Annotated in this window: 24 protein-coding genes, 1 rRNA gene and 1 other annotated feature; of the genes, 5 read left to right on the top strand and 20 right to left on the bottom strand. The window is 39.1% G+C overall.

What is annotated here, in order from left to right:
• Positions 1-158 precede the first annotated feature (158 nt).
• The 4 genes from leuB to RWZ05_RS03560 are packed head-to-tail and all read right to left on the bottom strand — an operon-like array spanning position 159 to position 4,549.
• The gene (gene leuB / locus RWZ05_RS03575; protein WP_278747766.1) at positions 159-1,229 is read right to left on the bottom strand and encodes a 3-isopropylmalate dehydrogenase; all 1,071 of its coding nucleotides are present in this window, start codon (positions 1,227-1,229) and stop codon (positions 159-161) included.
• A gap of 27 nt (positions 1,230-1,256) precedes the next feature.
• On the bottom strand, positions 1,257-1,748 hold the full coding sequence (locus RWZ05_RS03570) for a 3-isopropylmalate dehydratase small subunit (protein WP_105086335.1): 492 nt from the start codon (positions 1,746-1,748) through the stop codon (positions 1,257-1,259).
• Position 1,749: 1 nt separating this feature from the next.
• The gene (leuC, locus tag RWZ05_RS03565) at positions 1,750-3,009 is read right to left on the bottom strand and encodes a 3-isopropylmalate dehydratase large subunit (protein WP_314642180.1); all 1,260 of its coding nucleotides are present in this window, start codon (positions 3,007-3,009) and stop codon (positions 1,750-1,752) included.
• A 1-nt stretch (position 3,010) separates the two neighbouring features.
• Positions 3,011-4,549, bottom strand: a complete 1,539-nt coding sequence (locus tag RWZ05_RS03560) for a 2-isopropylmalate synthase (protein ID WP_314642179.1) — start codon at positions 4,547-4,549, stop codon at positions 3,011-3,013.
• 179 nt (positions 4,550-4,728) lie between these two features.
• Positions 4,729-4,932 (bottom strand) — a binding site (T-box leader).
• Positions 4,933-5,088: 156 nt separating this feature from the next.
• Between RWZ05_RS03560 and RWZ05_RS03555 the strand changes: the two genes are divergently transcribed.
• The gene (locus RWZ05_RS03555) at positions 5,089-5,604 is read left to right on the top strand and encodes a DUF308 domain-containing protein (protein WP_314642176.1); all 516 of its coding nucleotides are present in this window, start codon (positions 5,089-5,091) and stop codon (positions 5,602-5,604) included.
• A 502-nt stretch (positions 5,605-6,106) separates the two neighbouring features.
• Here RWZ05_RS03555 and RWZ05_RS03550 read toward each other — a convergent pair.
• Positions 6,107-6,514, bottom strand: a complete 408-nt coding sequence (locus RWZ05_RS03550; protein ID WP_314642173.1) for a hypothetical protein — start codon at positions 6,512-6,514, stop codon at positions 6,107-6,109.
• Between the two features lie 384 nt (positions 6,515-6,898).
• On the bottom strand, positions 6,899-7,528 hold the full coding sequence (locus tag RWZ05_RS03545) for a hypothetical protein (RefSeq protein WP_314642170.1): 630 nt from the start codon (positions 7,526-7,528) through the stop codon (positions 6,899-6,901).
• Between the two features lie 383 nt (positions 7,529-7,911).
• Between RWZ05_RS03545 and RWZ05_RS03540 the strand changes: the two genes are divergently transcribed.
• Positions 7,912-8,256 (top strand): hypothetical protein, encoded by a 345-nt coding sequence (locus RWZ05_RS03540; RefSeq protein ID WP_314642169.1) that lies wholly within the window; start codon positions 7,912-7,914, stop codon positions 8,254-8,256.
• A 53-nt stretch (positions 8,257-8,309) separates the two neighbouring features.
• Here the strand turns inward: RWZ05_RS03540 and RWZ05_RS03535 are convergent, their stop codons facing one another.
• From RWZ05_RS03535 to RWZ05_RS03490, 10 genes are all read right to left on the bottom strand, one after another.
• Positions 8,310-8,765, bottom strand: coding sequence for a hypothetical protein (locus RWZ05_RS03535; RefSeq protein WP_314642168.1), 456 nt, complete (start codon positions 8,763-8,765; stop codon positions 8,310-8,312).
• Between the two features lie 68 nt (positions 8,766-8,833).
• Entirely contained in the window at positions 8,834-9,910 is a 1,077-nt protein-coding gene (locus tag RWZ05_RS03530; RefSeq protein WP_314642166.1) for a type I restriction endonuclease, read from the bottom strand.
• Between the two features lie 339 nt (positions 9,911-10,249).
• Positions 10,250-11,323, bottom strand: coding sequence for a hypothetical protein (locus RWZ05_RS03525; protein ID WP_314642311.1), 1,074 nt, complete (start codon positions 11,321-11,323; stop codon positions 10,250-10,252).
• Between the two features lie 456 nt (positions 11,324-11,779).
• Positions 11,780-12,082 (bottom strand): metalloregulator ArsR/SmtB family transcription factor, encoded by a 303-nt coding sequence (locus RWZ05_RS03520; RefSeq protein WP_314642164.1) that lies wholly within the window; start codon positions 12,080-12,082, stop codon positions 11,780-11,782.
• A 210-nt stretch (positions 12,083-12,292) separates the two neighbouring features.
• On the bottom strand, positions 12,293-12,877 hold the full coding sequence (locus tag RWZ05_RS03515) for a hypothetical protein (RefSeq protein ID WP_314642163.1): 585 nt from the start codon (positions 12,875-12,877) through the stop codon (positions 12,293-12,295).
• Positions 12,878-13,080: 203 nt separating this feature from the next.
• Positions 13,081-13,839, bottom strand: coding sequence for an SDR family NAD(P)-dependent oxidoreductase (locus RWZ05_RS03510; RefSeq protein WP_314642158.1), 759 nt, complete (start codon positions 13,837-13,839; stop codon positions 13,081-13,083).
• A gap of 281 nt (positions 13,840-14,120) precedes the next feature.
• Positions 14,121-15,122 carry an electron transfer flavoprotein subunit alpha/FixB family protein gene (locus RWZ05_RS03505; protein WP_314642157.1) on the bottom strand — a complete coding sequence of 334 codons (1,002 nt, stop codon included), beginning with the start codon at positions 15,120-15,122 and terminating at the stop codon, positions 14,121-14,123.
• Positions 15,122-16,108, bottom strand: a complete 987-nt coding sequence (locus tag RWZ05_RS03500) for an electron transfer flavoprotein subunit beta/FixA family protein (protein ID WP_314642156.1) — start codon at positions 16,106-16,108, stop codon at positions 15,122-15,124. Before RWZ05_RS03500 ends, RWZ05_RS03505 begins: the two co-directional genes overlap by 1 nt.
• 4 nt (positions 16,109-16,112) lie before the next feature.
• A complete protein-coding gene (locus RWZ05_RS03495) occupies positions 16,113-16,391 on the bottom strand; it encodes a ferredoxin family protein (protein ID WP_005387378.1) in 279 nt (92 codons plus the stop codon).
• Positions 16,388-17,695 (bottom strand): FAD-dependent oxidoreductase, encoded by a 1,308-nt coding sequence (locus tag RWZ05_RS03490; protein ID WP_314642155.1) that lies wholly within the window; start codon positions 17,693-17,695, stop codon positions 16,388-16,390. Before RWZ05_RS03490 ends, RWZ05_RS03495 begins: the two co-directional genes overlap by 4 nt.
• Positions 17,696-18,084: 389 nt before the next feature.
• Between RWZ05_RS03490 and RWZ05_RS03485 the strand changes: the two genes are divergently transcribed.
• On the top strand, positions 18,085-18,546 hold the full coding sequence (locus RWZ05_RS03485; RefSeq protein ID WP_314642153.1) for a helix-turn-helix domain-containing protein: 462 nt from the start codon (positions 18,085-18,087) through the stop codon (positions 18,544-18,546).
• 192 nt (positions 18,547-18,738) lie between these two features.
• On the opposite strand, the gene RWZ05_RS03480 is transcribed toward RWZ05_RS03485, so the two are convergent.
• The 3 genes from RWZ05_RS03480 to RWZ05_RS03470 form a co-directional block, all read right to left on the bottom strand.
• The gene (locus RWZ05_RS03480) at positions 18,739-20,055 is read right to left on the bottom strand and encodes an aminotransferase class I/II-fold pyridoxal phosphate-dependent enzyme (RefSeq protein WP_314642152.1); all 1,317 of its coding nucleotides are present in this window, start codon (positions 20,053-20,055) and stop codon (positions 18,739-18,741) included.
• A 736-nt stretch (positions 20,056-20,791) separates the two neighbouring features.
• A complete protein-coding gene (locus tag RWZ05_RS03475) occupies positions 20,792-21,976 on the bottom strand; it encodes a M48 family metallopeptidase (RefSeq protein ID WP_314642151.1) in 1,185 nt (394 codons plus the stop codon).
• 342 nt (positions 21,977-22,318) lie between these two features.
• Positions 22,319-22,690, bottom strand: coding sequence for a CGGC domain-containing protein (locus tag RWZ05_RS03470; protein WP_314642150.1), 372 nt, complete (start codon positions 22,688-22,690; stop codon positions 22,319-22,321).
• Between the two features lie 434 nt (positions 22,691-23,124).
• Here RWZ05_RS03470 and RWZ05_RS03465 point away from each other — a divergent pair, with 434 nt between their 5' ends.
• Positions 23,125-23,424, top strand: a complete 300-nt coding sequence (locus RWZ05_RS03465) for a type II toxin-antitoxin system RelE/ParE family toxin (protein WP_314642147.1) — start codon at positions 23,125-23,127, stop codon at positions 23,422-23,424.
• A gap of 51 nt (positions 23,425-23,475) precedes the next feature.
• A complete protein-coding gene (locus RWZ05_RS03460) occupies positions 23,476-23,751 on the top strand; it encodes a helix-turn-helix transcriptional regulator (RefSeq protein ID WP_314642145.1) in 276 nt (91 codons plus the stop codon).
• A 618-nt stretch (positions 23,752-24,369) separates the two neighbouring features.
• On the opposite strand, the gene rrf is transcribed toward RWZ05_RS03460, so the two are convergent.
• Positions 24,370-24,486: ribosomal RNA gene (gene rrf / locus RWZ05_RS03455) — 5S ribosomal RNA — on the bottom strand.
• Between the last annotated feature and the right edge of the window lie 268 nt (positions 24,487-24,754).

Here is a 24,754-nt window from a genome sequence, read left to right as displayed (position 1 = left end):
GTAGCATAGGTAATATAACTCCTCCTACAAAAAAGAGAGGGACTAGCCCTCTCTTATATAATAGTCTATATATAATATTTCTATATTATAAAGCATATGATAAGATTTTGAAATGCTTTAGCTCATATTATGTGCTTTCAAAACCTTGTTCTATACGATTATAGACGTTCGATTACGGCTTGCGCCATTTCTGTTGTACCTACTCGTTTCAAACCTTCACGGTAGATATCGCCTGTGCGGTAACCGTCAACAAGCACTTGTTCCACAGCTTTTTCAATGGCGTCAGCCACTTGAGGCAAATCAAGGGAGTGACGGCACATCATAGCGGCAGACAAGATTGTGCCCAATGGGTTCGCCAAGTTTTGGCCCATAATATCTGGTGCGGAACCGTGGATTGGTTCGTACAATGCAGTTCCTGTACCCATGGACGCAGATGGTAAAAGCCCGATAGAACCAGAGATTACAGCACCTTCATCGGACAAGATATCGCCAAACAAGTTTGTTGTGACGATAACGTCGAATTGTGCAGGATTTACAACGAGTTGCATCGCTGTGTTATCTACATAGAAGTAATCTGTTGCGATGTCTGGATTAGCTGCTGCTTTCTCTTGAGCGATTTTACGCCACAAACGAGAAGAAGCCAATACATTTGCTTTATCTACGGATACAACCTTTTTGTTGCGTTTGCGAGCTGTTTCCATAGCGATGTCCATGATGCGCTCTACTTCGTAACGGCTGTATGTTTCTTTATCCCATGCAAACTCGTTAGCACCTTCACCTTGTGCCTCTTCCCGTTCACCGAAATAAATACCGCCAGTCAATTCACGAACGATAACAAAATCTACATCTTGTACGAGTTCCTTTTTAAGTGGGGAATACTCTTGCAAGGATGGATAGATTTTTACAGGACGCAAGTTACAGAATAGACCAAGCTCCTTGCGAAGGCCTAGGATTGCTTTCTCAGGACGAATAGAAGGATCTACATTATCCCATTTAGGACCGCCTACAGCGCCAAGCAATACAGCATCAGCATTTTTACAAGCCTCAATTGTATCCTCAGTCAAAGGCACACCATACGCATCAATAGACGCACCGCCCGCTTTTTTATCAATCCAATTAACCTTTACACCGGCTTTCTCAAAAGCCACATCACACACAGCCTTCGCTGCAGCAATAATCTCAGTACCGATACCATCGCCAGGAATCAATACGATATTCTTTTCGCTCATATTACCTCTCCAATATATAGTAAATGTCTATTTGCGGTTTTTTGCAAAGTTCACAAGACCGCCAGCTGCCGCAATATCTTGAATGAATTGTGGCAATTCAGTGCCTTGGTATTGTTCGTTTTTAGTCAAGTTGTACACGATACCTTTAGACAAGTCTACACCAATTGCATCGCCTGCTTCAATGCGATCAACTTGTTCACCGATTTCCACTACTGGTAAACCGATGTTGATAGCATTACGGAAGAAGATACGTGCAAAGGAGTGTGCTATGATAACAGGCACGCCTTTTGCTTTGATAACACCTGGTGCATGTTCACGAGAGGAACCACAACCAAAGTTTTTGCCAGCTACCATGATTTCGCCTGCTTTCACATTAGGAGCGAATGTAGTATCAATGTCCTCCATCGCATGTTCAGCCAATTCATTCCAGTCAGCGATCGCCAAGTAACGAGCTGGAATGATTACATCTGTATCTACATCGTCGCCGTAGCGCCAGATTTTTTTGCTTTCAAAATCCATATTAAACCTCCTCAGGGCCTGCAATGCGGCCTAATACAGCACTTGCTGCTGCCACGTAGGGGCTTGCCAAATATACTTCAGAATCAACGTGACCCATACGACCACGGAAGTTACGGTTTGTAGTGGAAACTGTGCGTTCCCCTTCAGCCATGATACCCATGTAACCACCAAGGCATGGACCACATGTTGGGGTGGACACAGCGCAGTCAGCTTGAATGAAGATATCCAATAGACCATCTTTCATAGCTTGATCGTATACATCTTGGGAGCCAGGGATAACGATACAACGAACGAATGGAGCTACCTTGCGGCCTTTGAAGATTTCTGCAGCTGCTACCAAGTCTTCGTAACGGCCATTTGTACAAGAACCGATGATAACTTGGTCGATTTTAATGTCTTTGTCGATTTCGTTGATGTAATGTGTATTGGATGGCAAATGAGGGAATGCTACAACTGTTTGCAATTTGGACAAATCAATTGTCACGGTTTGAGCATACACTGCATCAGGGTCAGGATTAATAGGTTCTACAGGACGGTTTACGCGACCTTTAATGTATTCTTCAGTAATTTCATCATATGGGAATACGCCACATTTACCACCCGCTTCGATAGCCATGTTACAGATTGTGAGACGATCAGCCATAGTCATGTGTTGTACGCCTTCGCCAGCGAATTCAAGGGCCATGTAACGAGCACCGTCTACGCCGATTTTGCCGATTAGATCAAGAATTACGTCTTTACCAGTTACCCATTTGTTAGGTTTACCGATAAGCTCAACCTTAATCGTTTCAGGCACTTTAAACCAAGTTTTACCTTCCGCCATGGCAACGCCCGCATCAGTGGAGCCTACGCCGGTGGAGAATGCATTCACCGCACCATATGTACAAGTGTGGGAATCAGCACCGATCATCATTTCCCCAGGACCGATAAGGCCTTTTTCTGGCAAAATAACGTGCTCAATACCCATTCTACCGACTTCAAAGTAGTTTGTAATGCCATATTCGCGTACGAAGTCGCGCATTACTTTCGCTTGTGTAGCAGATTGAATATCTTTATTTGGTGTGAAGTGGTCAGGCACCAAGTAGATTTTATGACGGTCAAATACAGGTTTGCCGATTTTCAAGAACTCTTTACGAGCTGGTGGGAATGTGATGTCGTTCATCAAAACCGCATCCAAATGACATTCGATGATTTGGCCAGGTTTTACCACATCAAGACCCGCGTGGCGAGCCATATTCTTTTCAGTAATGGTCATACCCATATTATTCTTCCTCCTGTTGTTCTAGCTCCATAGCTAGGAATACTGAGTTAACTGCATTAATATATGCGTTCACACTTGATTTAACGATATCGGTGCTGATACCACGACCATGGTACAAGCGACCGTTGTATTCTACCTTAAGGGTTGCTTCCCCAAGGGCATCTTTACCGGCTGTAATAGCACGGATTTGGTAATCTTTTAAGCTGATTGGCAAGCCCACAACCCGTTCAACCGCTTTAAGGGATGCGTCTACTGGGCCGTCACCAACGGCAGCATCTGCTTTCTCCCCTTCTGGAGTCATGAGGCGAACGTCAGCATAGGCATAGCCTTTATCACCAAGTTTATAGTATTGAGCCACGAGCTCGAATGCTTTTTTGTGATGTAAGTTATCTACGACAAGGGCAACGATATCATCGTCGTATACTTGTTTTTTACGGTCTGCCAACTCTTTAAATTTACCAAAGAGGTCGTTGATTTTCTCTTCTGTGAAAGATTGGAAACCAAGTTTTGCCAAATGATCAGCGAAGGCATGACGACCAGAGTGTTTGCCCAATACGAGGTCTGTTTTTTCAGCACCTACAGACTCAGGAGTCATGATTTCATACGTTTCAGGATTGCTCATCATACCATGTTGATGAATACCAGACTCATGTGCAAAGGCATTAGAGCCAACGATTGCTTTATTTGGAGGAACTACAACACCGGTTAAACGGCTCACAAGTTTAGATACTTTCGTAAATTGTTTTGTATCGATGTTCACTTGAAGATCATCGAAATAATCATGGCGCGTTTTAAGAGCCATTACCACTTCTTCAATCGCTACGTTACCAGCCCGTTCACCTAGACCATTAATTGTGCCTTCTACTTGGCGTGCACCTGCTTTAATAGCGGCTAACGTATTCGCATTGGCAAGGCCTAAGTCGTCATGGCAGTGAACAGAGATAATTGCATTTTCAATGCCTGGTGTATGTTCTTTGATGTAGCGGATTTTATCACCGAACTCATTAGGGTTCATATAACCTACTGTATCTGGTACGTTAATAATTGTAGCGCCACCAGCAATTGCAACACCAAATACTTGGCATGCGAAATCTAAATCAGAGCGTGCCGCGTCTTCACCAGAGAACTCGATTTCATCAACCTTACCTTTTGCATATGCCAATACGGATTTAACCTTATCCAATACCTCTTGGCGAGTCATTTTTAATTTATATTCCATATGAAGTTCGGAAATAGCAATGAATACATGTAAACGGCTACGTTCCGCATCTTTCAACGCATCAATCGCTTTTTGTACATCCTTTTCATTAGCACGAGCCAACGCACAAATTGTTGCACCTTTGACTTCGCGTGCAATCGTTTGTACCGCTTCAAAATCTCCAGGGGATGCCGCTGGGAAGCCAGCCTCGATTACGTCGATGCCTAGACGTACTAGGCCTTTCGCAATTTCAATTTTCTCAGGAGTTTGTAAAGATACACCTGGTGTTTGTTCCCCATCACGAAGGGTTGTATCGAAGAAATATACGCGATTTTGATCCATAATCTTCACCTTTTCTATATTAATAAAACATAACACTTTATTATATCTATCCATTGTGAAAGTTTAGTAAAACCGCCAATTTCAACACTATTCGGCTAATGCCAACGCAGATACATCAAATCAGTAATTTTACTAGACTTTTACAATAAAAAAAGCCCCTCAGAACAACTGTCGTTGCTCAAAGGGGCGTTATATACATAACACGGTACCACCCTAATTGGGACTCGTTGCGGGTATAACGGAACCACCGTCGATGACTACTGCTGTATTCGCCACCAAAGCTCACGGGAGAGTGTCAGCGTACAACCTCTATTGCCTCGCACCAACCGGCAACTCTCTGAAAGCAGGATTTGTAAACCTTTATACCCATTCATAGCTTGTTTTAAGATATAAAGATATTATACGGTATTCTATAGACTGTGTCAACAGGGTGGACATGTGAGGTTTGTGAAAGAACAGTTTTATCCTTACAATTTGACATTCTCCATGCTTTCACGCATACTAAAAAATAAGCAGTACCAATGATCGGAGGAATTATTATGAGTGGTTCAAACAAATTCTTTTATATTTTGTCGGGTATTGTAAGTATTATCCTAGGGATATTCTTACTATTAAATCCGCTTATTAACCTCTTTGCATTCACTTGGGTTATGTCTATCATCTTCTTTGCCAATGCAATCAGTGGCATTATAAATTATTTTAGGTTGCCTTCTGCAATGAGAAGCGGCTGGCATCTCATTGGCGGTATTATCAATGCTCTATTCGGTATCTATTTAATATGCGGCGGATTTGCATTCCTACCATTAGTACTCCCAATCACAATCGGCATCTGGATGGTAATTGAAGCCATCTTTATTTTCATTAAATCCAGAAACCCAGACAGCATGGTATCACTCATGGGACGTAATGCAAAATGGCTTGCACTAATTCTTTTACTATTAGGCCTATTACTTATATTCGAGCCAATCATTTCCAGTAAAGCATTTATCTATTTCATCGCTTTCGGTTTCTTATTTGACGGTATTTATTCCATCAGCGAGGCTTTTAAAAAATAGAATATAACTAAATAATTACACTATAAAGTTGACCATGTACTGCCAAAGTAGCTGTCATAAATTACGATGTCTATTTCGTATTTGTGACAGCTATTTTATTTGAAAGTATCTATCGCAAATCATTTTTAGATGAATATAACGTACTTTAAATATTTATATATTTATCTATATATTTCTCTTTATCGCTCCTTCTAGAAGCGTATGTATGTGCGGTGTATAATCTAGTTGTTACTACTCCAATCTGGTAACAGAAAGGAGGTGAGACTATGTTAGACATTTTGATATCCCTTTTAATGTCTGTCGTAGCAGGTATAACTTGTCACTATATCTGCAAGTGGCTAGATAGGCATTCTCGTTAGTAACTAGCACAATAAAAATAGCAGGGCGGCCACCCTGCTATTTTTTCGTTCATATGAGACTATGTCACATATTGACATCCCTTGTCCCCTATAGAATAACACTTCACTTTAGTATAGTCAATGTGCCGTCTACACAATAAAGCTTAAAAGTTTATCCACTCTAAAGTCTCAAAATCATTTAAAATTCGTTTATTCATTTTTACAACTTGATTAGTAAGCTCTATTCGATTATTAACAAATGAAATATCTGTATACCATTCCTTTAAACTAGCATACACTTCATTCCCTAAATCAATAATGATGGTTTCAATAGGATCCCAGGTTTTGCATCTTACAGACTCTACCATAACCATGCTACTACCTATGAAAGTAACATCTCTACCATAGATCCAAAATGGCAATGGTTTCCCCTTTATGGTAATGGAATATATAGCATCACCACGAGGGGGTTCCGTTTCATATTGTGCACGTATTTGGTACCTTTCCATAATTTCATTAGTACCATTTTCTATATAGGGTAACTTTGAAATCTTGTAATTTTCTAAGTTCATAAAAACTCCGTTATTTTTAATATCAAGGACAACAAAGATGACTGTATATCGCTATTTGTGTAACGTATAGTTTGCTATACTGTAAGTGTTACCAATTCCTTTCCAAATCAGGTAACGGAAAGGAGGTGCATTTAAATCAACACAATCTGACAAAAAAGCCCTTGCTAGGACCGGCATCCTTTGCAAGGGCTTCTTTAGTGCATTTAATCAACACTTTGCTCTATCGATATTTTACCATAAAAAATAAAATATTGTCACTATGAATAACTTTATTTTCATATATGATGTAAAAAATCCCTCAGAGTTGCCGCTCCGGGGGATTTTGTAGTTAATTGCACAACTATCAATTGCCTATCTAGAATATACTACACTTAAAGTGTTTTTTCAATATTCTACACTGTTAATCATGTCTCTAGCCCACGTAATAGAAACGGGATTATTGAATAAGAACACATGATTTTGACCATCCTGCTCCCAAGATGCCAAATATACATCATCATCCACCATTCTATAAGTTATAATCATGCCATTCACTACATCTGTTTTCTGAGGCAAGTAATCCTTATAGTCACCAGCGATATTTCCGGACACAGTAGATACACGATATTTTATATACTTCGGCGTATTATCTACAGGGTCAGAATGTTTTCCTTTTAAAAGCTCATGATAGGCATACACGACTTGTAATACATCGTGATCCACAATAGACACATGTACAGGGCGAAATTCCTCTAATCCACTTAGCAACTGCGGTTTAAAGTTCAAATGTTGTTTAGCCTCATATATAGTATCAAACACCTCTAGTGATTGACCCTTTCGAGCACGTCCATAGTCACTATCAGTTATAGTACAACTACCAAGTCCGTCAGGACATGGGAACTCATTTCTGTCACCATAGGGCTGATCATAAATAGAATTGCCATTAAGACGAAACCGCATCAAATCATCTGCAGAGACAACATTGATAGAACCTATAAATGCTAGCGTAGCTAATGCGCATACAACCTTTTTCATAATACAATCCCCTGTAAATAAGCTACATATAGTAAGTTAATTATATCACCTAAAATCCTAATACGCTTATATTTATAAGGATTTAAACAACCTCGTTATAATGCAGAAACAGAAGCTGCTATTCAAGAAACGAAAGATATATTAGCAGGAAAAGTAAAAGCAAAATCATATGCTAATGTAAAAGAAATGATTAAGGATTGAGGAAAGTTTTAACCAATAAATATCATAAATCTATTGTATTTGATAATATCTATCGTAAATCATTCTACTATTCAAAATATCTGTAGATGCTATAATGAACTCATCAAAAGGAACAGATGCTCATATGATATTAAATGCACTATTCAAAAACTATAGTTAGTAATTATATGGAGGAAATAGTCATGACACATACACAATTAACGCAACTGGTAAAAGCTATATTAGATGCGCCAACAAGCAATGAAATAGTAAAAGAATTTGCTCAATCTTGGATCAATGCAGAAGGCAAACCTGAGCAAGAAGAACTTACTAAAAAACTCGTATCTGTAGCAGAACAAAATATTGCCCTCATCGATGAAACAATCGGCTTTGCAGGCTCTGAACTCGCTACACAAATTCTCGGCAAGGAAGGTGCTGCGAACCTATTGCAACATGCCAAAGAAATTAAAGCACAAGGCGCAGAATTCTGTGACTGCCCTGGTTGCGTAGCCGCAAAAAATATTATCGATTTGAAAGCGGAAATTTAATAACTATTATAGAAAAAAGAGACTCCACTAGAAGAGTCTCTTTTTTCTATACATTATCTATCCAGCTCTTTTCCTTTATAAAAAATCACTTTAGATACTTTATTTCTATTTTTATTAATAATTAAACTAATTCCATATTTATAATTATATTTAGACTTTGTAAGCTCAATCAATTTACGCTTATCTTCCGAAACTTTAGATTTATTCCACCAAGTTTTTACTTCTATCGCGATAAAATTATTACCTTTACCTCTCTTATGGATAATGATATCTGGTATTACATTCCGATTTAGTTTTTTAATAAATTTACACTCATAACCGAATCTATTATATTCACAATCCACATCATACTCTTCAAATAAAGGGGTAAGATATGAACCCAATTTATGAGTAATAGATCGTTCACTGACATGATTATTCCCTTTAGAACAAATCAAATATTGGTCCTTTTCATATAAATTATTTAAAGCTTCTTCCACCTTATCTAAAATATTATCTAAAATATTCATAAGACTCTCTCTTCTTAATCTTCAAATTGTGATAAATATATCAACAGTGTAGGAATAAATTTATTTACTTACTTCATATCTAATGCTTGCAATCTTTGAATAAGTTTATCAGCATACCCATAGATATCGCTAACATTTTCAATTGTATATTTAATTTGTTCACCATTTTCCACAATGCCAATATATTTCTTATTCTTTTTAATATAGATGCGACATAACCACTTAGTAATGTGATCATCTAAAATAATTGCAAAATAGCTTTCCTTGTCACTATAGGTAATCCGGTCTACGTTTATATACTTGCTTAAAATTGCTCTAACAATATAATATGATTCAAGTTCTTCTTCTGTTGTAACAATTTTACTTTCTACCTCTTCATTAGTATCTATTTCTTCATTATCTGATTGAGCAGCACTTGTTTCGGTAGTTTCAGTATTTGCAAATGCAGTCTCAATTTTTTTATTCAGCATTTCTTTTATAATATAGTCAAATGCGTTCTTTACAATAGGCGTATATTTCTCAATAACAGCCTGAGTTTTCGCGCGATTATACACACCTTTTCCAAGTATAAGTTTTACTAATTCTTCACTAGGATTTTCAATTTCTTCTTTTATAATCTGACGAATTTGAGCCTCATTTTTTAAGCCCTCTGCAGAATCATAAATTGCATCCTTATCAAAATTTTCTTTTGTAAAATGCTGTAACTTTGCAATTTGCTCATCACGTAGCTCTAATAAGTTAATTTCTAAAAATGGAGCTTCATCCATCTTATTAACTTCATCAATATCTGTATAGAATCTATATACGATACCATTTGTAAGAATAGCAAACTTAGCTGTTGTTGTCCCAAAATAACGATATAGTTGAGAGTCATGTTTCTCTAGTTTCTCATTGATTGATTTACACTCGACTAAAATAACTGGTTCATTATCTAACTTAATAGCATAATCAACTTTTTCTCCCTTTTTGAGCCCCACATCTGCTACGAACTCAGGCATAAATTCATTTGGATTAAATACGTCATAACCAAGGATTCTAAAGAAAGGCATAATAAGGGATGTCTTTGTTGCTTCTTCTGTCAAAATATCATTTTTTAAAGTTTTAATCCGTTGCACATGTGATTTGATAAGACCTTCGAATTCCATAACAAATACCTCCTAAACATTAATATACGCACTTCATCTTATTTATATATTTCTACAAAGAAACAAAAAATCCTGCATATATAAGCATAATTAATTTATAAAGGTAATAAACAGAATATAATAAATGAAAAGGCTGTAGCAGAATACGTTATTATTGTATTCTGCTACAGCCTCTTATTTTACAAACTTGCTTTCACAAGTTATGTATAGGTGTATAGTTTTAATGTATGCTGATTCGATTATTTAACTAAAGATTTTACTTAACAATCTGTGTTTTTACTAAGTTATTTACGAAATTATTCACTAAATTTTTGTACTAATATAGTTGATGTTTGCTTTTTATTGTTCCGCATATGGAATTGCTAGTGGATGGTTATCGTATGTACCTCTATGTTGGTCATAGATGGATTCTGCACCTGGTAGTGGTGGCAAGCCCAAGGAGTCAGTGCGTGTGAAAGCTTCAAATAGGCCTGGTGTTAGGTGCATGTTTGGAACATGTTCCGGAGTTACTTCGTGAACAATGGTATCACCTTTTCCAGTCATAATTTTATGACCAAATTCAGGATCTATCAAAGTACCACGGCCTACTGCGATGATGTCAGTGTAGTTTTCTACGGCATCACGAGCCGCTTCTTCGCTGAAGATGTTACCTACAATAATAAGCTTTGTTTCATCATCGAGAACTGCTTTGAATAAAGAGCCAAAGGATTGATCGGCGCCTTCTGGTTTAGAATCATAGCCACCCCATAAGGATAAATGGATGTAATCTAACTCTTCTTTTACAATAGCCTCTACGAGTTGAAGGGATTCTTTATACGTATAGCCAATATCTGTACCGTGAATTTCTTCTGGGCTCAAACGGTAGCCAATGATAAAGTTTTGTACGCCCGCTTCTTCTACAACGCGTTTTACTTCACGCACAACCGCTAATGGGAAGCGCATACGATTTTCTAAAGAGCCGCCCCATTTATCTGTGCGATGGTTTGTTAATACAGAGAAGAATTGTTGTAGTAAATAATGGTTAGCACCGTGAATTTCTACACCATCAAAACCCGCTTCAATAGCTCGTTTTGTAGCGCGACCAAAGTCAGCGATAATCTCATCAATTTCACTTTCAGTAAGAGCACGAACTGGGAACTTACGATGTAATTCGCTAGGCGCTACTACATCTTGATGATTGATAAAGCGGCCAATCGCCATGCGACCACCGTGATGAATTTGCATAACTGCTTTATTACCATCTTTCTTTAAGGCTCGGGCAATTTGCTTTGCTCCCTCTAAGTGAATATCAGAATAGATGCCTAATTGAGATGGAAAGCCAGGCATGTACGCTGGACCACCACTTTCACTAACATAATGGAATTCAGTAATCAATAGACCTGCTGCCTTAGAACGATGGTTGTAATAACGGATCGTATCGTTACCTACATAGCCACCCTCTAATGCAGATTGAGTTTACATCGGAGCCAAGGCAATGCGGTTAGGAATAGTCAATCCACGACGGAATGTAATTGTATCTGTTAAGTTGTGTTGTGCCATGATAGCCTCTTTCTCCTATTTTTATAGGTACTTTATTATATAATCTAGCTGATTACTAAATTCTGATTACTAAATTCTGATTACTAAATTCTGATTACTAAATTCTGATTACTGGATGCTGATTACTAAATACTGAATACTGATTGCTGAATCGTAATATCGCATTTACATATCGCGAATTAACGATACGTCAAGCTAATAAAAAAGCAATCCTATATAATCACACTCACTAGATCGTACTCATCGTATCAATATACTCGTGTTATCAATATAATCATCTGACTAGTAAATTATGTTACACATACTTATGTGTTATATATTCATGCTCTTTTATAATTCAGTTTCTACCAACTTTGCTAATTTCGCAATGGTTTCCTCGTTGCGTCGATAATAGGTCCATTTACCAATTCGCGTAGCAATCACTAAATCTGCCTTTTGCAATACAGACAAATATTGAGATGCTGTCGATTGGGTAACTCCTAATCTAAGCTGAATTTGACCTACACAGACGCCGACTTCCACCATATCTACCGGTTCTTCATGAGTAAAATAGCGCTTTGGATCCTTTAGCCAAAATAGAATCTGTAGACGTGATTCATTAGCAAGTGCTTTAAAGATCTCTAATTGATTCATCTTTATTCACCTCTAAGACTATTATATCGTAATTTCGCGATATATCAATCTATTAATGGCTAAAAAAATATATTCATAACAATCTTTAAGCTAAGTCTATACAAAAACGGCCCCTCATAGGAGGAGCCGTTCCATATAAAACCCTTACAGTGTCCATGCGAGTGCTTCACCACAGCTCGCATGCCTATCCCACTAGGCTGGACTGTTATATTATTTTGTATGTGATTTAGGTGCTACAGTGTTAGCAATGATCGCTTTAGCCATGTCACGAGTTACAGGGCGCTCAAAGTACATCGCATGGTTTTGACCATCTTTCGTCCAACCAGCGAGGTACACCATTTTTTCGCCACCTTTGAAAGTAACCTTTGTACCGTTTACTTTTTCTGTAGCTGTGACGCGGTAATTGTTGTAATCGCCGCTAATATCACCTGTTGCATTCCCTATGCGATACACAATGCGTTTGCCTGCCGCTTGATTACGAGTAGCATCTTCACCAGCTTGGTATACATAGATAACTTGCAATACATCTTTATTGATTGTATTTACAGACTCAATATTATAACCTACAGGCAATACCTTAGGCAATTGAGGTGTAATATTCATATATTTAGCGGCTTCATCAATAGTAGCAAATTCATGAATTGGGCTTGGCATGCCAACCATAGGCTCTGAATGCTCTACTACCGCAGGTTTAGCTGGATCTGGTTTTACATCAAAAGTACCTTGCGCACCAGCAACAGTGTAAGAACCTACACACGCACAGGCAACTGCTAGTAATACAAATTTTTTAACCATCGGTTAAATCTCCCTTCTCTCCACACAAAAATTATAAAAAACACATTTATTTTGTATGTGATTTTTCTTCACCAATGTCTGTAAATAAGTTTTGTAAAATTATATTTATCAAAATGCACTTAATAAGTATATCCTAAATGATATAAAATTTCAAGTAATAGATACTACCTATATCATGTTATCAAGCTTAGTATAATACCCTATTATTTCTTATGAACCATAAAGCCTGCCGCTTGTTGGTTCGCCATGATAGTTACATCGGAAATTTGCAAGCGTTTAGGTTGGTTAGTTACATACAATACAACATCGGCTACATCCTCTGGTTGGATTGCATCGATACCAGCGTAAACAGATTTGGCTCGTTCCGCATCACCGTGGAATCGTACTTCACTGAATGGAGTTTCTACGATGCCTGGTTGAATGGTAGTAACCTTAATATCTGTAGCTATAGTATCCATGCGAATGCCATCGCTTAATGTCTTTACCGCTGCCTTTGTAGCGCAGTACACGGCACCATTAGGATAGGCATAAATACCTGCAGTGGAACCCATATTTACAATATGTCCTTCATTTTTATCGATCATAAAAGGTAGTACTGCTTTTGTTACATATAAAAGGCCTTTCACATTGGTATCAATCATAGTCACCGCATCATCAACAGCACTATCTTGGAAAGGATCAAGCCCTTGTGCAAGGCCAGCATTATTTACGAGTACATCAACGCCACCAAAAGCCTCGATAGCAGCAGGGACCTTGCTTTCCACATCCTCCCGACTACGCACATCAAGAACTAACGTCTCAACACGTACGCCATATTCTTTAGACAAGCGAGCCTGAACCTCGTCGAGTAACTCACCGCGACGACCAGAAATCAACACATTATCCCCATGCTTGGCATACGCTTCCGCAATACAAAGACCAATACCAGACGTTGCACCAGTGACAAAAACATTACGAGCCATAAAAGCCTCCTTATCCTCAATCCGTTTTATTTTACAAGTTCATTATACCATTATGAAAATCAAAAAATTCTACCCTACCACCTATAATCGGCGGAAATTAAAAAAACAAATAGGGATACCTATTCGAAGCCGCCTTGGGCGCTTCTCCCCCTCCTAAAATGACATATTGGCGCATCTGAAGGGAAAACCTATAGAGATGAAAAGGATTACCGTTCCGGAAGCGACTTAGCTCGCTTTGGAGCCTTTCGGGACGGTAATCCTTTATAATCAGTTATATAATTTTATTTCAGATGCGCCAACATATCATGTAACACTTCCATGCAGTCCCCTACGATGCCGTAGTTAGCGTGTTGGAAGATTTCTGCGTTTGGATCGTTGTTAATAGCCACGATTGTGTCAGCACCGGAGATGCCGCTCACGTGTTGGATCGCGCCGGAAATACCAAATGCCAAGTATAGTTTAGGGCTTACCGTTTTACCAGTTTGGCCTACTTGGTACGGCAATTCAATCCAGCCTTTTTCAACAAGTGGACGTGTAGCGCCTACTACGCCGCCAATAGCTTCAGCAAGTTCGTAAAGTTTATCAAAGTTTTCTTTAGAACCCATGCCACGACCACCAGCTACGATGATATCCGCTTCTTGGATATTGTAACCATCTTTACCGAACGGAATAAAGTCTAACCGTTTCATGCGAATATCTTCAGGTTTAAGGTCAAATTGTTCAACTTGAATACGGCCCCAGCTATCTGCAATACGTTCTGGTCTCTTGAATACGTTAGGACGTACAGAGCCCATTTGTGGACGATGATTTGGAGAAATGATTTCCGCCAAGATATTGCCACCCAAAGCAGGACGAGTCCATTCTACAAGGCCCTCTGCAGTATCTACAGTCAAGATTGTACAGTCTGCTACTACACCGTTTTGCATGCGACCAGACATACGAGGTGCCAAGTCACGACCGTTGTTAGTAGCGCCGATTAAAATTACGTTAGGCTTATGATCTTTGAAGAAGTCAGTTAATACCTTTGTGTAGCCATCAGTTGTATAGTATTTCAAAAGAGGGCTTTCAAAAACGTGAACAATATCAGCACCATGTGCTACAAGTTCTTCTGCTTCGGATTGAACATGTTCGCCCAGCAACATAACTTGAACGAGTTGGCCTAATTCCTTAGCGATACGGCGAGCTTGGCCAATCAATTCATAAGTAACCGGATGCACCACATCATCGATGGTATCGGCTACGACAAAGACGTCTTTATAATCATCAAAATTTGTCACACCCATTACCGGTCACCTCCTTTGGAACCTTCATCACCTTGAGCGGCAGCTACCGCTTTAAAATCGCTAGGGGCCACACTTTCAACAGTAGCAGCCCGTTGCGCAGGATCTTTAACATCAACACCGTCATCATTAGTTTCCTCAGCCACAACAGGGGCGTCGCTTGGAACTAATAGATGAGCAAATTTTTCTGGCTTAATATTGTACGCCAATTCGAGAACTTTTTTAGCCCCTTCCTCAACATTTGGCAGCATTTCTACTTTACCGCGAAGAGGTGGTTGGTATACCTTGCGAACGCGCGTAGGAGAACCATTAAGGCCGATACGGCTTTCATCAATATTAGGCATATCTCGCAATGTAATATGCGAAATTTCATAACGTTTCGCATAAATAGAGCTCCAAAGACCTGGTTGGCGTGGCTCGTTAAGCTCAGCTGTAGCCGTTACTAATACCGGTAATGGCACCTCTACGATTTCGTAACCATTTTCATGCTCCCGTGTGACAGTTGCTTTTTGAGCCGCTGTATCTACGGAGAATTTACAAGCATACGTTGCTTGCGCCATACCGAGTTCCTCAGCAATTTGAGGACCTACTTGCGCTGTATCGCCATCGATAGCCTGTTTACCACAGAAAATAATTTCAAATTGACGGTTCATAGTCTTTTGAATATGACGGATGGCAGACGCAATGGTATAGCTAGTAGCCAATGTATCAGCGCCACCAAAAGCGCGGTCTGTAACGAGCACCGCATCATCAGCGCCGAGAGATAAACATTGGCGAAGAGCATCCTCCGCTTGAGGAGGCCCCATCGACAATACCGTTACACGGCTGCCTTCATGTTCGTCCTTTACCGCAAGAGCCGCCTCTAACGCATGCATATCATCAGGGTTTACAATGCTAGGCAAGCCTGTGCGGATTAGATTATTCGTTTCCGGATCCAGTTTAATCTCAGATGTATCTGGAACCTGTTTGATACATACTAATAACTCCATACACTCACCCCTGTCTAAATTCTACGCCCTTAGCGTTACGCGGATATTTCCAAGTTTTTACGATTGTTTCGCCACAGAGAACACGGCAAGTACCGCATTCTAAACAACCAGCGAAGTCAAAGGCTAAATCGCCATTTTCTTGTAATGTATATAGACCAGCAGGACAGCCGTTTACGAGTTTCATTTTCTCTTCGTGGCTGAAGCCAGCGCCATCCACAAGGATATGAGGAGACGTTTCATCTACATAGTATTTATTGGCGCCCAAGCGCTCTTCTAATTTCATAGGGAACGCACCCCTTTCAATGCATCACGAATCAAGGTTACAAGGCCAACGTCACCAACGCGACCCATTAATTTTTTCATCATTGGAACAGCACCATCACCATTTACAGTGAATACATCGCGCATCACATTATTCACGAGAGCTGGATATTCCTTGAATATACGAGGATTGGATGCAAGGAAGTCAGGCATGTTTTTATACAATTTCAAATCTTTATGCAACCAAGAGTTCTTGATTTGACGTTCATATAATTTACCGACACGCTCCATATTTTCATCGCGCAATGCTACGTTAACTGCATCGGCTGCACACATGCCAGATTCGATGGCAAGGTCCATCCCACGAATGGTATAACCAAGATTCATACACATACGCGCTGCATCGCCAACGATAATATAACCATTACCGCCCAATTGTGGCATCGCTTTATAGCCACCTTCCGGTACAAGATGCGCACTATGTTCTTTCAATTGACCATTTTTCAATAATGGTGCAATTCTTGGATGGCTTGTGAAAGCTGAAAGCATTTCATCTACAGATTTATTGGCTTTGCCAATATCCTCAAGGCCTACAACCATGCCCACGGAAAGGCTATCCTTATTTGTATAAATAAAGCCACCGCCCAATAGACCATCAGTCATATCGCCCAAAGTAAGCCATGCCATACCTTCGTCACCGGATAGCATGAGACGATTTTCAAGATCATCTTTTTTAAGTTTATATACTTCTTTAACGCCTACAGCCATTGTACTTGGATCGGTAGGACCTGTTAAGCCAGCTTTTTCCAATAATAATGTGTTGGAACCTTCGGCGATAATAACGAGTTTAGCGTAAACTTCATCATCATGACAGCGAACGCCCACAACACGGCGATGCTTGCCTTCCCCTTCAGTAATGAGGTCTGTGACCTGCACATTAGATACGAGGAGGGCGCCTTTTTTCTCAGCCTCTTCAGCGAGCCATTTATCAAATTTAGCGCGCAATACTACATAGGATTCCTCATTAGGTTTCCCATCTTGATTACTATACTCGATAGTAGTCATTTCATTACCAGTACTGATAGAAATGCGCTCTTTTGTCACTTTACGTTCCAATGGTGCACGGTCTCTAAAGTCCGGTACTAACCGCTCTAAAGAATGGGTATAGATACGTCCACCCATCATATTTTTAGCGCCTGGTGCGGTGCCACGTTCAATGAGCAGTACTTTTACCCGCTGTTCTGCGAGGCGTAGTGCCGCCGCAGAGCCCGCTGGTCCTGCACCAACGACGATGACATCAAATGTTTCATTACGATCAATTGCCATATACTCAGCTCCTTTATGTGAAAGCTTAAACTTACATAAGTTCATATAGTATATATATATTCTCTACGAAGAACGAAAACCCCTTTAAAAAATAACAGAAAAAAATGAATATATTCTATATTTTACGGAAATATCCTATAAAAGACTCTATAGGATGTATATATAATTATTATATGTTTATACTATTGCATACTGCCTTTTATAAATAGGTGCAATAAAATTCATCAATTCGTGAAATTTATAAGTTTTTCTAGCTTTCACCGTGAAAGTAGCGTATGATAAAAGTAGGAAAAACCCTATACGGAGCAAGACGCGTATAATACGACCGCATAATGCAAGTCCACGGTCAAGGTTAGGAACTCGTTATTTTTTTAGTAAGAGGAGGCCCTATGGACCCGTTAAGAATCTTGAAAGCATTATCCAATCCGCATCGGTTAGATATTATATTGTGGCTAAAACACCCAGAGCAAGAATTTGGTGCACAAGTACACACTAAAACTCTTATCGATTTCCCTCACAGTGTAAGCGTTAAGAGCATCCAAAAACGCTGCGGTGTATCTCAATCGTCTATTTCTACATTTATGAGCATTTTGGAAAATGCAGAACTTGTAGAATCTCGCAAAATTGATCAATATACCTACTTTCGTCGTAATGAAGAGGTAATTCGCGAATTTGGCGAATGGTACAACAAAGAAGTATCTATTCAGTCTGATCAAGTTGACAAACTATTAGAAACGGTTATCTTAGAAGACACTTCGTATCCAACAACAGAGGAAAACTCAATGCCTAGCGAGCAGCTCGCAGCCGAATTGCAAACTAAGGGACCACATCATGATGAAGAAGGAAAATAATTGCCCTTCCCTACGTATCGTACCTAGGGATAAAACAAAAAAGAAGCTATAACACGTAGTCGTATAGCTTCTTTTTTATTTGTATCAACACACATATTTATATCAACAGTTATCAAAAATGCCCTCCATACGGAGGGCATTCTTTTGTTAACGTTGTTCTTCTTAACTTTATGCTTCTTAACTTTATGCTTCTTAACGTTGTGCTTCGTAAGCTCTGAATAGTTTAGATAATAATTCAGGAGCCAAGCGTAATAAGTCTGGATTTTCACAGAAGGATACGCGCAACTGTGTTTTGCCTGGGTTATTATCGCCTTTTTTACCGCTGTAGAAACCATTGAGCGGTGCCATGAGAAGTGTGTACTCTTTACCATCATCAAGGCTTACTGCACCGTGTTCGGCACACCAAGAGGCAAACTCTACGCCATCAAAGCCAGGTTTAGCTACCTTGCGTACGTCGATTACAAAGTAAATAGACGCTTCAGGACGAGATACGATGAAGTCCGGCTCTACCTCTTTGAAACCTTCGTGCAGTTCAAAGATCATTTGACGGTAGTAATCGCGTTGTTGCTCATACCAGTTGTGTAATTGTGCGTAGGACTCGTGCTTCAACGCACCAAAGATATATTGGCCCAATGTATTAGCACTGAGGTTAGCTGTATATTCTGCAACAGATTTTTCGTAGCACAATTTATTATCTGTAATGATGGCACCAATGCGAAGACCACATGCATTCCAAACCTTACTAGCCGTTTCGAGACTGATACGGCGACCTTCAATGCCAGGTACATCCTTATCGGTTAAAGCCCAAATACTAGATGTTTCTTTCCCTTTTTCGTAAGCCAATTCACGATATGCTTCGTCAGAGATAATCCACAAATTATGTTTAACACATAACTTAGCATATTCAATTAGCGTTTCCTTGCTAAATAATTGACCTGTTGGATTATCGTAAGGAATGATGAGCAATGCGCCCGGTTTTGTATCGATAATGCGTTGCTCTACAGTTTCAACGGATGGCAATTCAAATTCCCCATCTTCGTTAAGCTCACGCTCAACAGTAACCGTTTTACGACCGATGCGAAGACCAACCGCATCATAGTTTGTATAAGATGGGTTGAACATCAAAAGAGGACGTTCCTCTTCGCCTGCACCACCACATACGCCAAGCATAATGATTTCCATCGCCATGGATGCACCGTCTGTTACGAGTACATTAAGACCAGTTGTATCAAAACCTTGGCTCCGTAAAATGTGAAGGAATGCTTCGCGACATTCATCAGTACCCGTAGTTGGTACGTATGGCACGATGCCATTATGGAACGGGCTATTCACACCGCCCAAGTTAAACAACCTACGCTGCATGGCGGGATGCATAGGACGCATTACATTACCAATAGAACCATTCACCAAGATAGGTGGGTTCTTACGTTCCAAGAATTTAATTTGTCCTAAGCGAATGCCAGACGGCTTGCGAGCCATCATATACGGCGACAATTCTGGTTGTTTCATTTCGATCCAACTCCTCTAAAAAGAAACCTCCTCCACAGGGAGGCTATGATAACTGTAAAAGTACAAAAACACTTACTTTACAAGGAAATATTTGATACATCACCAAACATAATATACAAATATATAGATATATATAGATACATAATATTATAGAGCTTTTACTATAGAAAATCTATAGTTTTATAACACATACTTATTTACACATACCCAATTTATCGGTTATTGAAAACAAATCTCATAGTGTTGTACTACTATACCACGATAAATTAATGTAAAAATGAAAGAGCCTAATTAAAGGCTCTTTCAGAATGATGATTATTATACAGTATATAACCATTAAAGGTCTATAAAGATATACATACATCTACTGTATTAATATATTAACGTTCATACACAAATTGAGCCATGTCTTGATATGACATCACCCAATAAATCGGGTGCCAAACCGATAACTAGGCCAATAACTATAAGGATACCTAAAAATACATAATTGAACATAATCCATTTTAAGGCTCCCAATATGCTCCTCTTTTGATTCATAAGCGCCCCTCTCTCATCTGCAACTTACGATTAACCGAATATTTATAGCTTTAGTATACGGTATCTATTGTATACGGTCTATGCAAGAAAAAGGACCAAGCATTCGCTCAGTCCTCTTGTATTCATAATGTATCGTCGAAAATATATCGTCTAAAATATATCATCGAAAATGTATCGTCGAATAATGTAATCACTATTATTTTTTAGCTTTATCTGCTTTTTTATGGTCTTTCGCGTTTTGAGTTTCTTTTACCTTTTTAGGTTTTTCTTGTTTAACCTTAGCTGGCTTTTTACCATTAACGGCAGCGCCTGCAGGTTTCACGAAGGCATTATTCAGGTTCGTCGCCACTTGTAATGCTACATCTGCATTTGGAGTAGTGACGATATTTTGACCCGCTACCGTTACTGTGCCACCATTATAAGATGCAGAACCTGGTGTCACTTGATTGTTGTGGTACATGCGAGCCAATTTGCCAGCCATGTAGAAAGCGCGTTCTTCCCCTGTATAGCGGCCGCTACCAGCTGGGGTATAGATATTATCACCATTTACATAAACGGTGCCGTTAGATACGTTTACATGGTTTCCAGAGTATGTGTACATGCGAGCAATATTATTGTTCACTCGATCAGTTAACTTAGGATGGTTATTAGGTGCCACTACTTGTGAAAGCCCTTCACGGTAATGTTCCCCAACTTTATTGCGAAGTACTAGCATAGAACCGGCTGCACCGCCCACATTATAAGGAGATTCGCTTAAGATTTGGAAGCCCAATTCATCAGCTGCTTTTTCTTGGCTCATGGTAAACACTTGGTTAGACAAGTAGTTACCTGCTACGTTGGATAAAATAGCAGCCCCTTCGCTACCGCCCGCAGCGATACCTACCGCAGTAGATAAACCAATTTGTTTTTTAGCGCCATTGATAATATCTTTATGCTCACCATGGGCAATTTCATGGGCCATTACGTACGCCAATTGATCATCATCAAGCGCATCCAAGGCACCTTTATTAACGGACATAACACGGCCAAGCGTTGCAAAAGCATTGAACTCCTCGTCAGGGTTAGCATATACAACGTAAGAACGTTTTACGCTCGGCGTAGCCTCTAAGGTTTTCATAATGCGATTAACACGTTCTTGCGCTGCACTATCATTCAAGTAACCTGTTTTTTCTTTTGTACGAGCCAAGCTCTCTTTTTGGCCTTGCTCGGAATTATCCATTTTATTTAAAGCAGTAGATACGTAAGCCATAGCAATAGCGCCACCAGCTAGTGATTGTACTGCCCCAGATGCGGCTTGTACAGGCGCTGTTTGCATGATCGCCGGTGCCATAGTCACCGCCATAGCTACAGATAACGTAGCCGCTGTAAGTTTCTTGTTCATTCTCTCAACCTCTCAAAATATAACAAGTAATAAATAGCTATATACAAGAAGAATATACAGCCATTTATAAATAGCCTTTAGATAAATACAAAATTCATACTATCAGTTAGTACCCTACAAGTATTTAGATATAGATACCACACTAAGTTCTATACACTATTCATATTGTATAGATACATGGTAAATACAAAATGAATAGTGGAACAATTATTCATCTGTGTTAAATTATTTCGCTATCTAAATTATTTTGTTATCTAAATTATTTCGTTATCTAAATTATTTCGCTCTCAAAAATTTAAATAATATCGCTATCACAGATTTAAATTATTTAGGTATTACAGATTACTCATCACCTACTACTGGTTTTGCTGAAAGCACAACCGCTTCTTTGCCATCTTTAGATACGGCAGCACCATGAGTATAGCCCACTACATCAAAGCCTGCCTCAGCACACTGCTCTGCGATGCTTTCATAATTCTCATTCTTACCACGAGTACATGTAGAAAGATGAACCGTAGTAACACCTTTTTTCTTGAAAGACTCGATTTTCTTAGCTAGATCGCCACCACTATGCGTGAAACCTACCAACTCAATATCCTCATCTGCATAACGCTCAAAGGAATCCGCTTTATTCATAAATGCTTTTAAGCAACCGCCACAAGAACAGCGCTGCATTGTATCCTCATTTACAAGAACCGCAATTTTCTTAGTCATAAGACCTCCTATGAAAATATAGTATTAGAACTAGTATAACATAGCTATAAGAAAAATATGTATCTCAAAGCACGTTGATTAATACTAATTATAGATGGTTTGACCTATACAGTTTAAATCTCGAAAGCTCATTAATGTCTTAATCACACATCTGTAAGTCTAGGAAAAATACCAGGTCGTAAAATCAGTAACTTTTAACTAATAACAATAAATGATATAACTTGATTTTTTCTAATTATAGAGCGTAAAGGATAGTTACATACCATAAGACTTGAATAGTGATTACAAGCCTAAAGAATTATGCTTATTATTTCTTTAAGCTACAAAAGGCTGCTAATATTTCTATATAGTTAGAATAAGAATTCGGATAAGCAATCACTTTAAAATTGAAGTTTGAACGCATATATGCTATCATACAAGAAAGAAGGATTAGGATGGAGAAACCGAAGTTTATATCTTATACTAGACCAAATGGTCATAACGAATTTGAAGAGTTTTATAACTCACTTCCTATTAAAGATAGAAATAAATTACGTGCCACAATAGATATGATTGAAGAAGCTGGTATACAAGCAGCAATTCAGCTTGAATGGGTAAAAAAATTAGATAGCGAAATAAACGAAATACGATCAAAAGTTTCATCAAATATTCAAAGAGCCTTATATTTCCACGTAAAAAATAACCAATATATTATCACTCATGGATTTACTAAAAAACGCAAAAAACCCCGATAAAAGAAATAATAAGAGCAAAACAAATAAAATGCGAATTTGAGGAGGAGTATTATGCCACTAAAAACATTAGATAAGATATTTGAGAAAGATAAAAACAATCCTGCTTTAACAGAAAGCTATTTAGAAGAAAAAGCTAAATTAGAAAATGCATTGGCCGTATTAAAAGCAAGAGAGGCTGCGGGTTTAACACAGCGTGATTTAGCAAAAAAATCTGGAGTCCCACAGTCTACAATCGCACGTATAGAGAAAGGTGCAAATACTAGTTTAAGCACTATGTGTAAAATTGCCTTTGCTTTAGATAAACAATTGAAGATTAGTTTAATATAAGGATAACCCCTATGAGCTAGTTGAAGATGGCTTATAGGGGTTTTATGTGTTCTCTTATAGATACTCAACTAATATACTGTGCGATACCATAGGTCCAGCATGCTGCAGTATCGGTTAATTACAAATACTTGAAGTTACTCAACTACTTTACGGTACGATACCATTAGTGCTACGCACTGCGGTATCGACAAGATAAGTTTAGATTCTACCACTAGCCGCGGCTTCCTATCACACTCGCCCATGGCAGTATTTAAAATATTTTTTATGTACGCTGCTAATTGTAGGGCTTCGTCGAAGGTGATGTGTGGGCCCCATACGTCGCATAGACTTAATTACTTCTCGGTGGCCCTACTTGCTTCCTCACTGTGGATTTCCCTTCTCTGCTTCGCAGTTCGGTAAATCTTACGTTCGGAAGAAAGCGATGCAGTGAATCTGTCGTCATTTCATTCCTCCATCTTCTACTGCCCTGCTTTTCCCACGCCGCCTATAGCTATAAAAACATAGAATATACTTCTACAACCTTGGCTGGAAACGACTCTAGCAGGTATAAGAGCTGTGCTCGTTAGAGCACAAAAATAGAGGGCCAACCCTTTAGGGTTGACCCTCTATTTTATGCTTAATCAGCAGCTTCCTATCCTCCCAGGCCGTCTCCAGCCAAGTACTTTCGGCGTTTATGAGCTTAACTACTGTGTTCGAGATGGGAACAGGTGGATCCTCATAGCCATCGCCACTGAATCTGTCAGAGTTTGTACTCTGAAAACCACATAGAAGTTATATATATTTGTTGCACATTTCTGCTTAATGTTTTATTATTGCGTCCCATACTTAAAGTACACGTCTGGAGGATTGCGTCGAAGCCTGTGGATTTCACATAGTGAAATCTTACGTTTCGACGTAAGCGACTCCACGCAACTTGTGCGTCGCATTGCTCCTTCAAGTTGGTTACGCTGCTTAAGTAAAGCCCTCGATCTATTAGTACCAGTCAGCTCCAAACCTCACGGCT

Origin of the sequence: uncultured Veillonella sp. (assembly GCF_963543145.1) — a bacterium.
In the GTDB taxonomy this organism is placed as follows: Bacteria; Bacillota; Negativicutes; order Veillonellales; family Veillonellaceae; genus Veillonella.
The sequence above is the reverse complement of the archived record's forward strand: the minus strand, read 5'-3'. Positions and strand labels throughout refer to the sequence as shown.

Bases quoted from the DNA above. Each gene is read 5' to 3' on its own strand.
- leuB (WP_278747766.1), bottom strand. From the start codon at position 1,229: ATGAGCGAAAAGAATATCGTATTGATTCCTGGCGATGGTATCGGTACT.
- RWZ05_RS03570 (WP_105086335.1), bottom strand. From the start codon at position 1,748: ATGGATTTTGAAAGCAAAAAAATCTGGCGCTACGGCGACGATGTAGAT.
- leuC (WP_314642180.1), bottom strand. From the start codon at position 3,009: ATGGGTATGACCATTACTGAAAAGAATATGGCTCGCCACGCGGGTCTT.
- RWZ05_RS03560 (WP_314642179.1), bottom strand. From the start codon at position 4,549: ATGGATCAAAATCGCGTATATTTCTTCGATACAACCCTTCGTGATGGG.
- RWZ05_RS03555 (WP_314642176.1), top strand. From the start codon at position 5,089: ATGAGTGGTTCAAACAAATTCTTTTATATTTTGTCGGGTATTGTAAGT.
- RWZ05_RS03550 (WP_314642173.1), bottom strand. From the start codon at position 6,514: ATGAACTTAGAAAATTACAAGATTTCAAAGTTACCCTATATAGAAAAT.
- RWZ05_RS03545 (WP_314642170.1), bottom strand. From the start codon at position 7,528: ATGAAAAAGGTTGTATGCGCATTAGCTACGCTAGCATTTATAGGTTCT.
- RWZ05_RS03540 (WP_314642169.1), top strand. From the start codon at position 7,912: ATGACACATACACAATTAACGCAACTGGTAAAAGCTATATTAGATGCG.
- RWZ05_RS03535 (WP_314642168.1), bottom strand. From the start codon at position 8,765: ATGAATATTTTAGATAATATTTTAGATAAGGTGGAAGAAGCTTTAAAT.
- RWZ05_RS03530 (WP_314642166.1), bottom strand. From the start codon at position 9,910: ATGGAATTCGAAGGTCTTATCAAATCACATGTGCAACGGATTAAAACT.
- RWZ05_RS03520 (WP_314642164.1), bottom strand. From the start codon at position 12,082: ATGAATCAATTAGAGATCTTTAAAGCACTTGCTAATGAATCACGTCTA.
- RWZ05_RS03515 (WP_314642163.1), bottom strand. From the start codon at position 12,877: ATGGTTAAAAAATTTGTATTACTAGCAGTTGCCTGTGCGTGTGTAGGT.
- RWZ05_RS03510 (WP_314642158.1), bottom strand. From the start codon at position 13,839: ATGGCTCGTAATGTTTTTGTCACTGGTGCAACGTCTGGTATTGGTCTT.
- RWZ05_RS03505 (WP_314642157.1), bottom strand. From the start codon at position 15,122: ATGGGTGTGACAAATTTTGATGATTATAAAGACGTCTTTGTCGTAGCC.
- RWZ05_RS03500 (WP_314642156.1), bottom strand. From the start codon at position 16,108: ATGGAGTTATTAGTATGTATCAAACAGGTTCCAGATACATCTGAGATT.
- RWZ05_RS03495 (WP_005387378.1), bottom strand. From the start codon at position 16,391: ATGAAATTAGAAGAGCGCTTGGGCGCCAATAAATACTATGTAGATGAA.
- RWZ05_RS03490 (WP_314642155.1), bottom strand. From the start codon at position 17,695: ATGGCAATTGATCGTAATGAAACATTTGATGTCATCGTCGTTGGTGCA.
- RWZ05_RS03485 (WP_314642153.1), top strand. From the start codon at position 18,085: ATGGACCCGTTAAGAATCTTGAAAGCATTATCCAATCCGCATCGGTTA.
- RWZ05_RS03480 (WP_314642152.1), bottom strand. From the start codon at position 20,055: ATGAAACAACCAGAATTGTCGCCGTATATGATGGCTCGCAAGCCGTCT.
- RWZ05_RS03475 (WP_314642151.1), bottom strand. From the start codon at position 21,976: ATGAACAAGAAACTTACAGCGGCTACGTTATCTGTAGCTATGGCGGTG.
- RWZ05_RS03470 (WP_314642150.1), bottom strand. From the start codon at position 22,690: ATGACTAAGAAAATTGCGGTTCTTGTAAATGAGGATACAATGCAGCGC.
- RWZ05_RS03465 (WP_314642147.1), top strand. From the start codon at position 23,125: ATGGAGAAACCGAAGTTTATATCTTATACTAGACCAAATGGTCATAAC.
- RWZ05_RS03460 (WP_314642145.1), top strand. From the start codon at position 23,476: ATGCCACTAAAAACATTAGATAAGATATTTGAGAAAGATAAAAACAAT.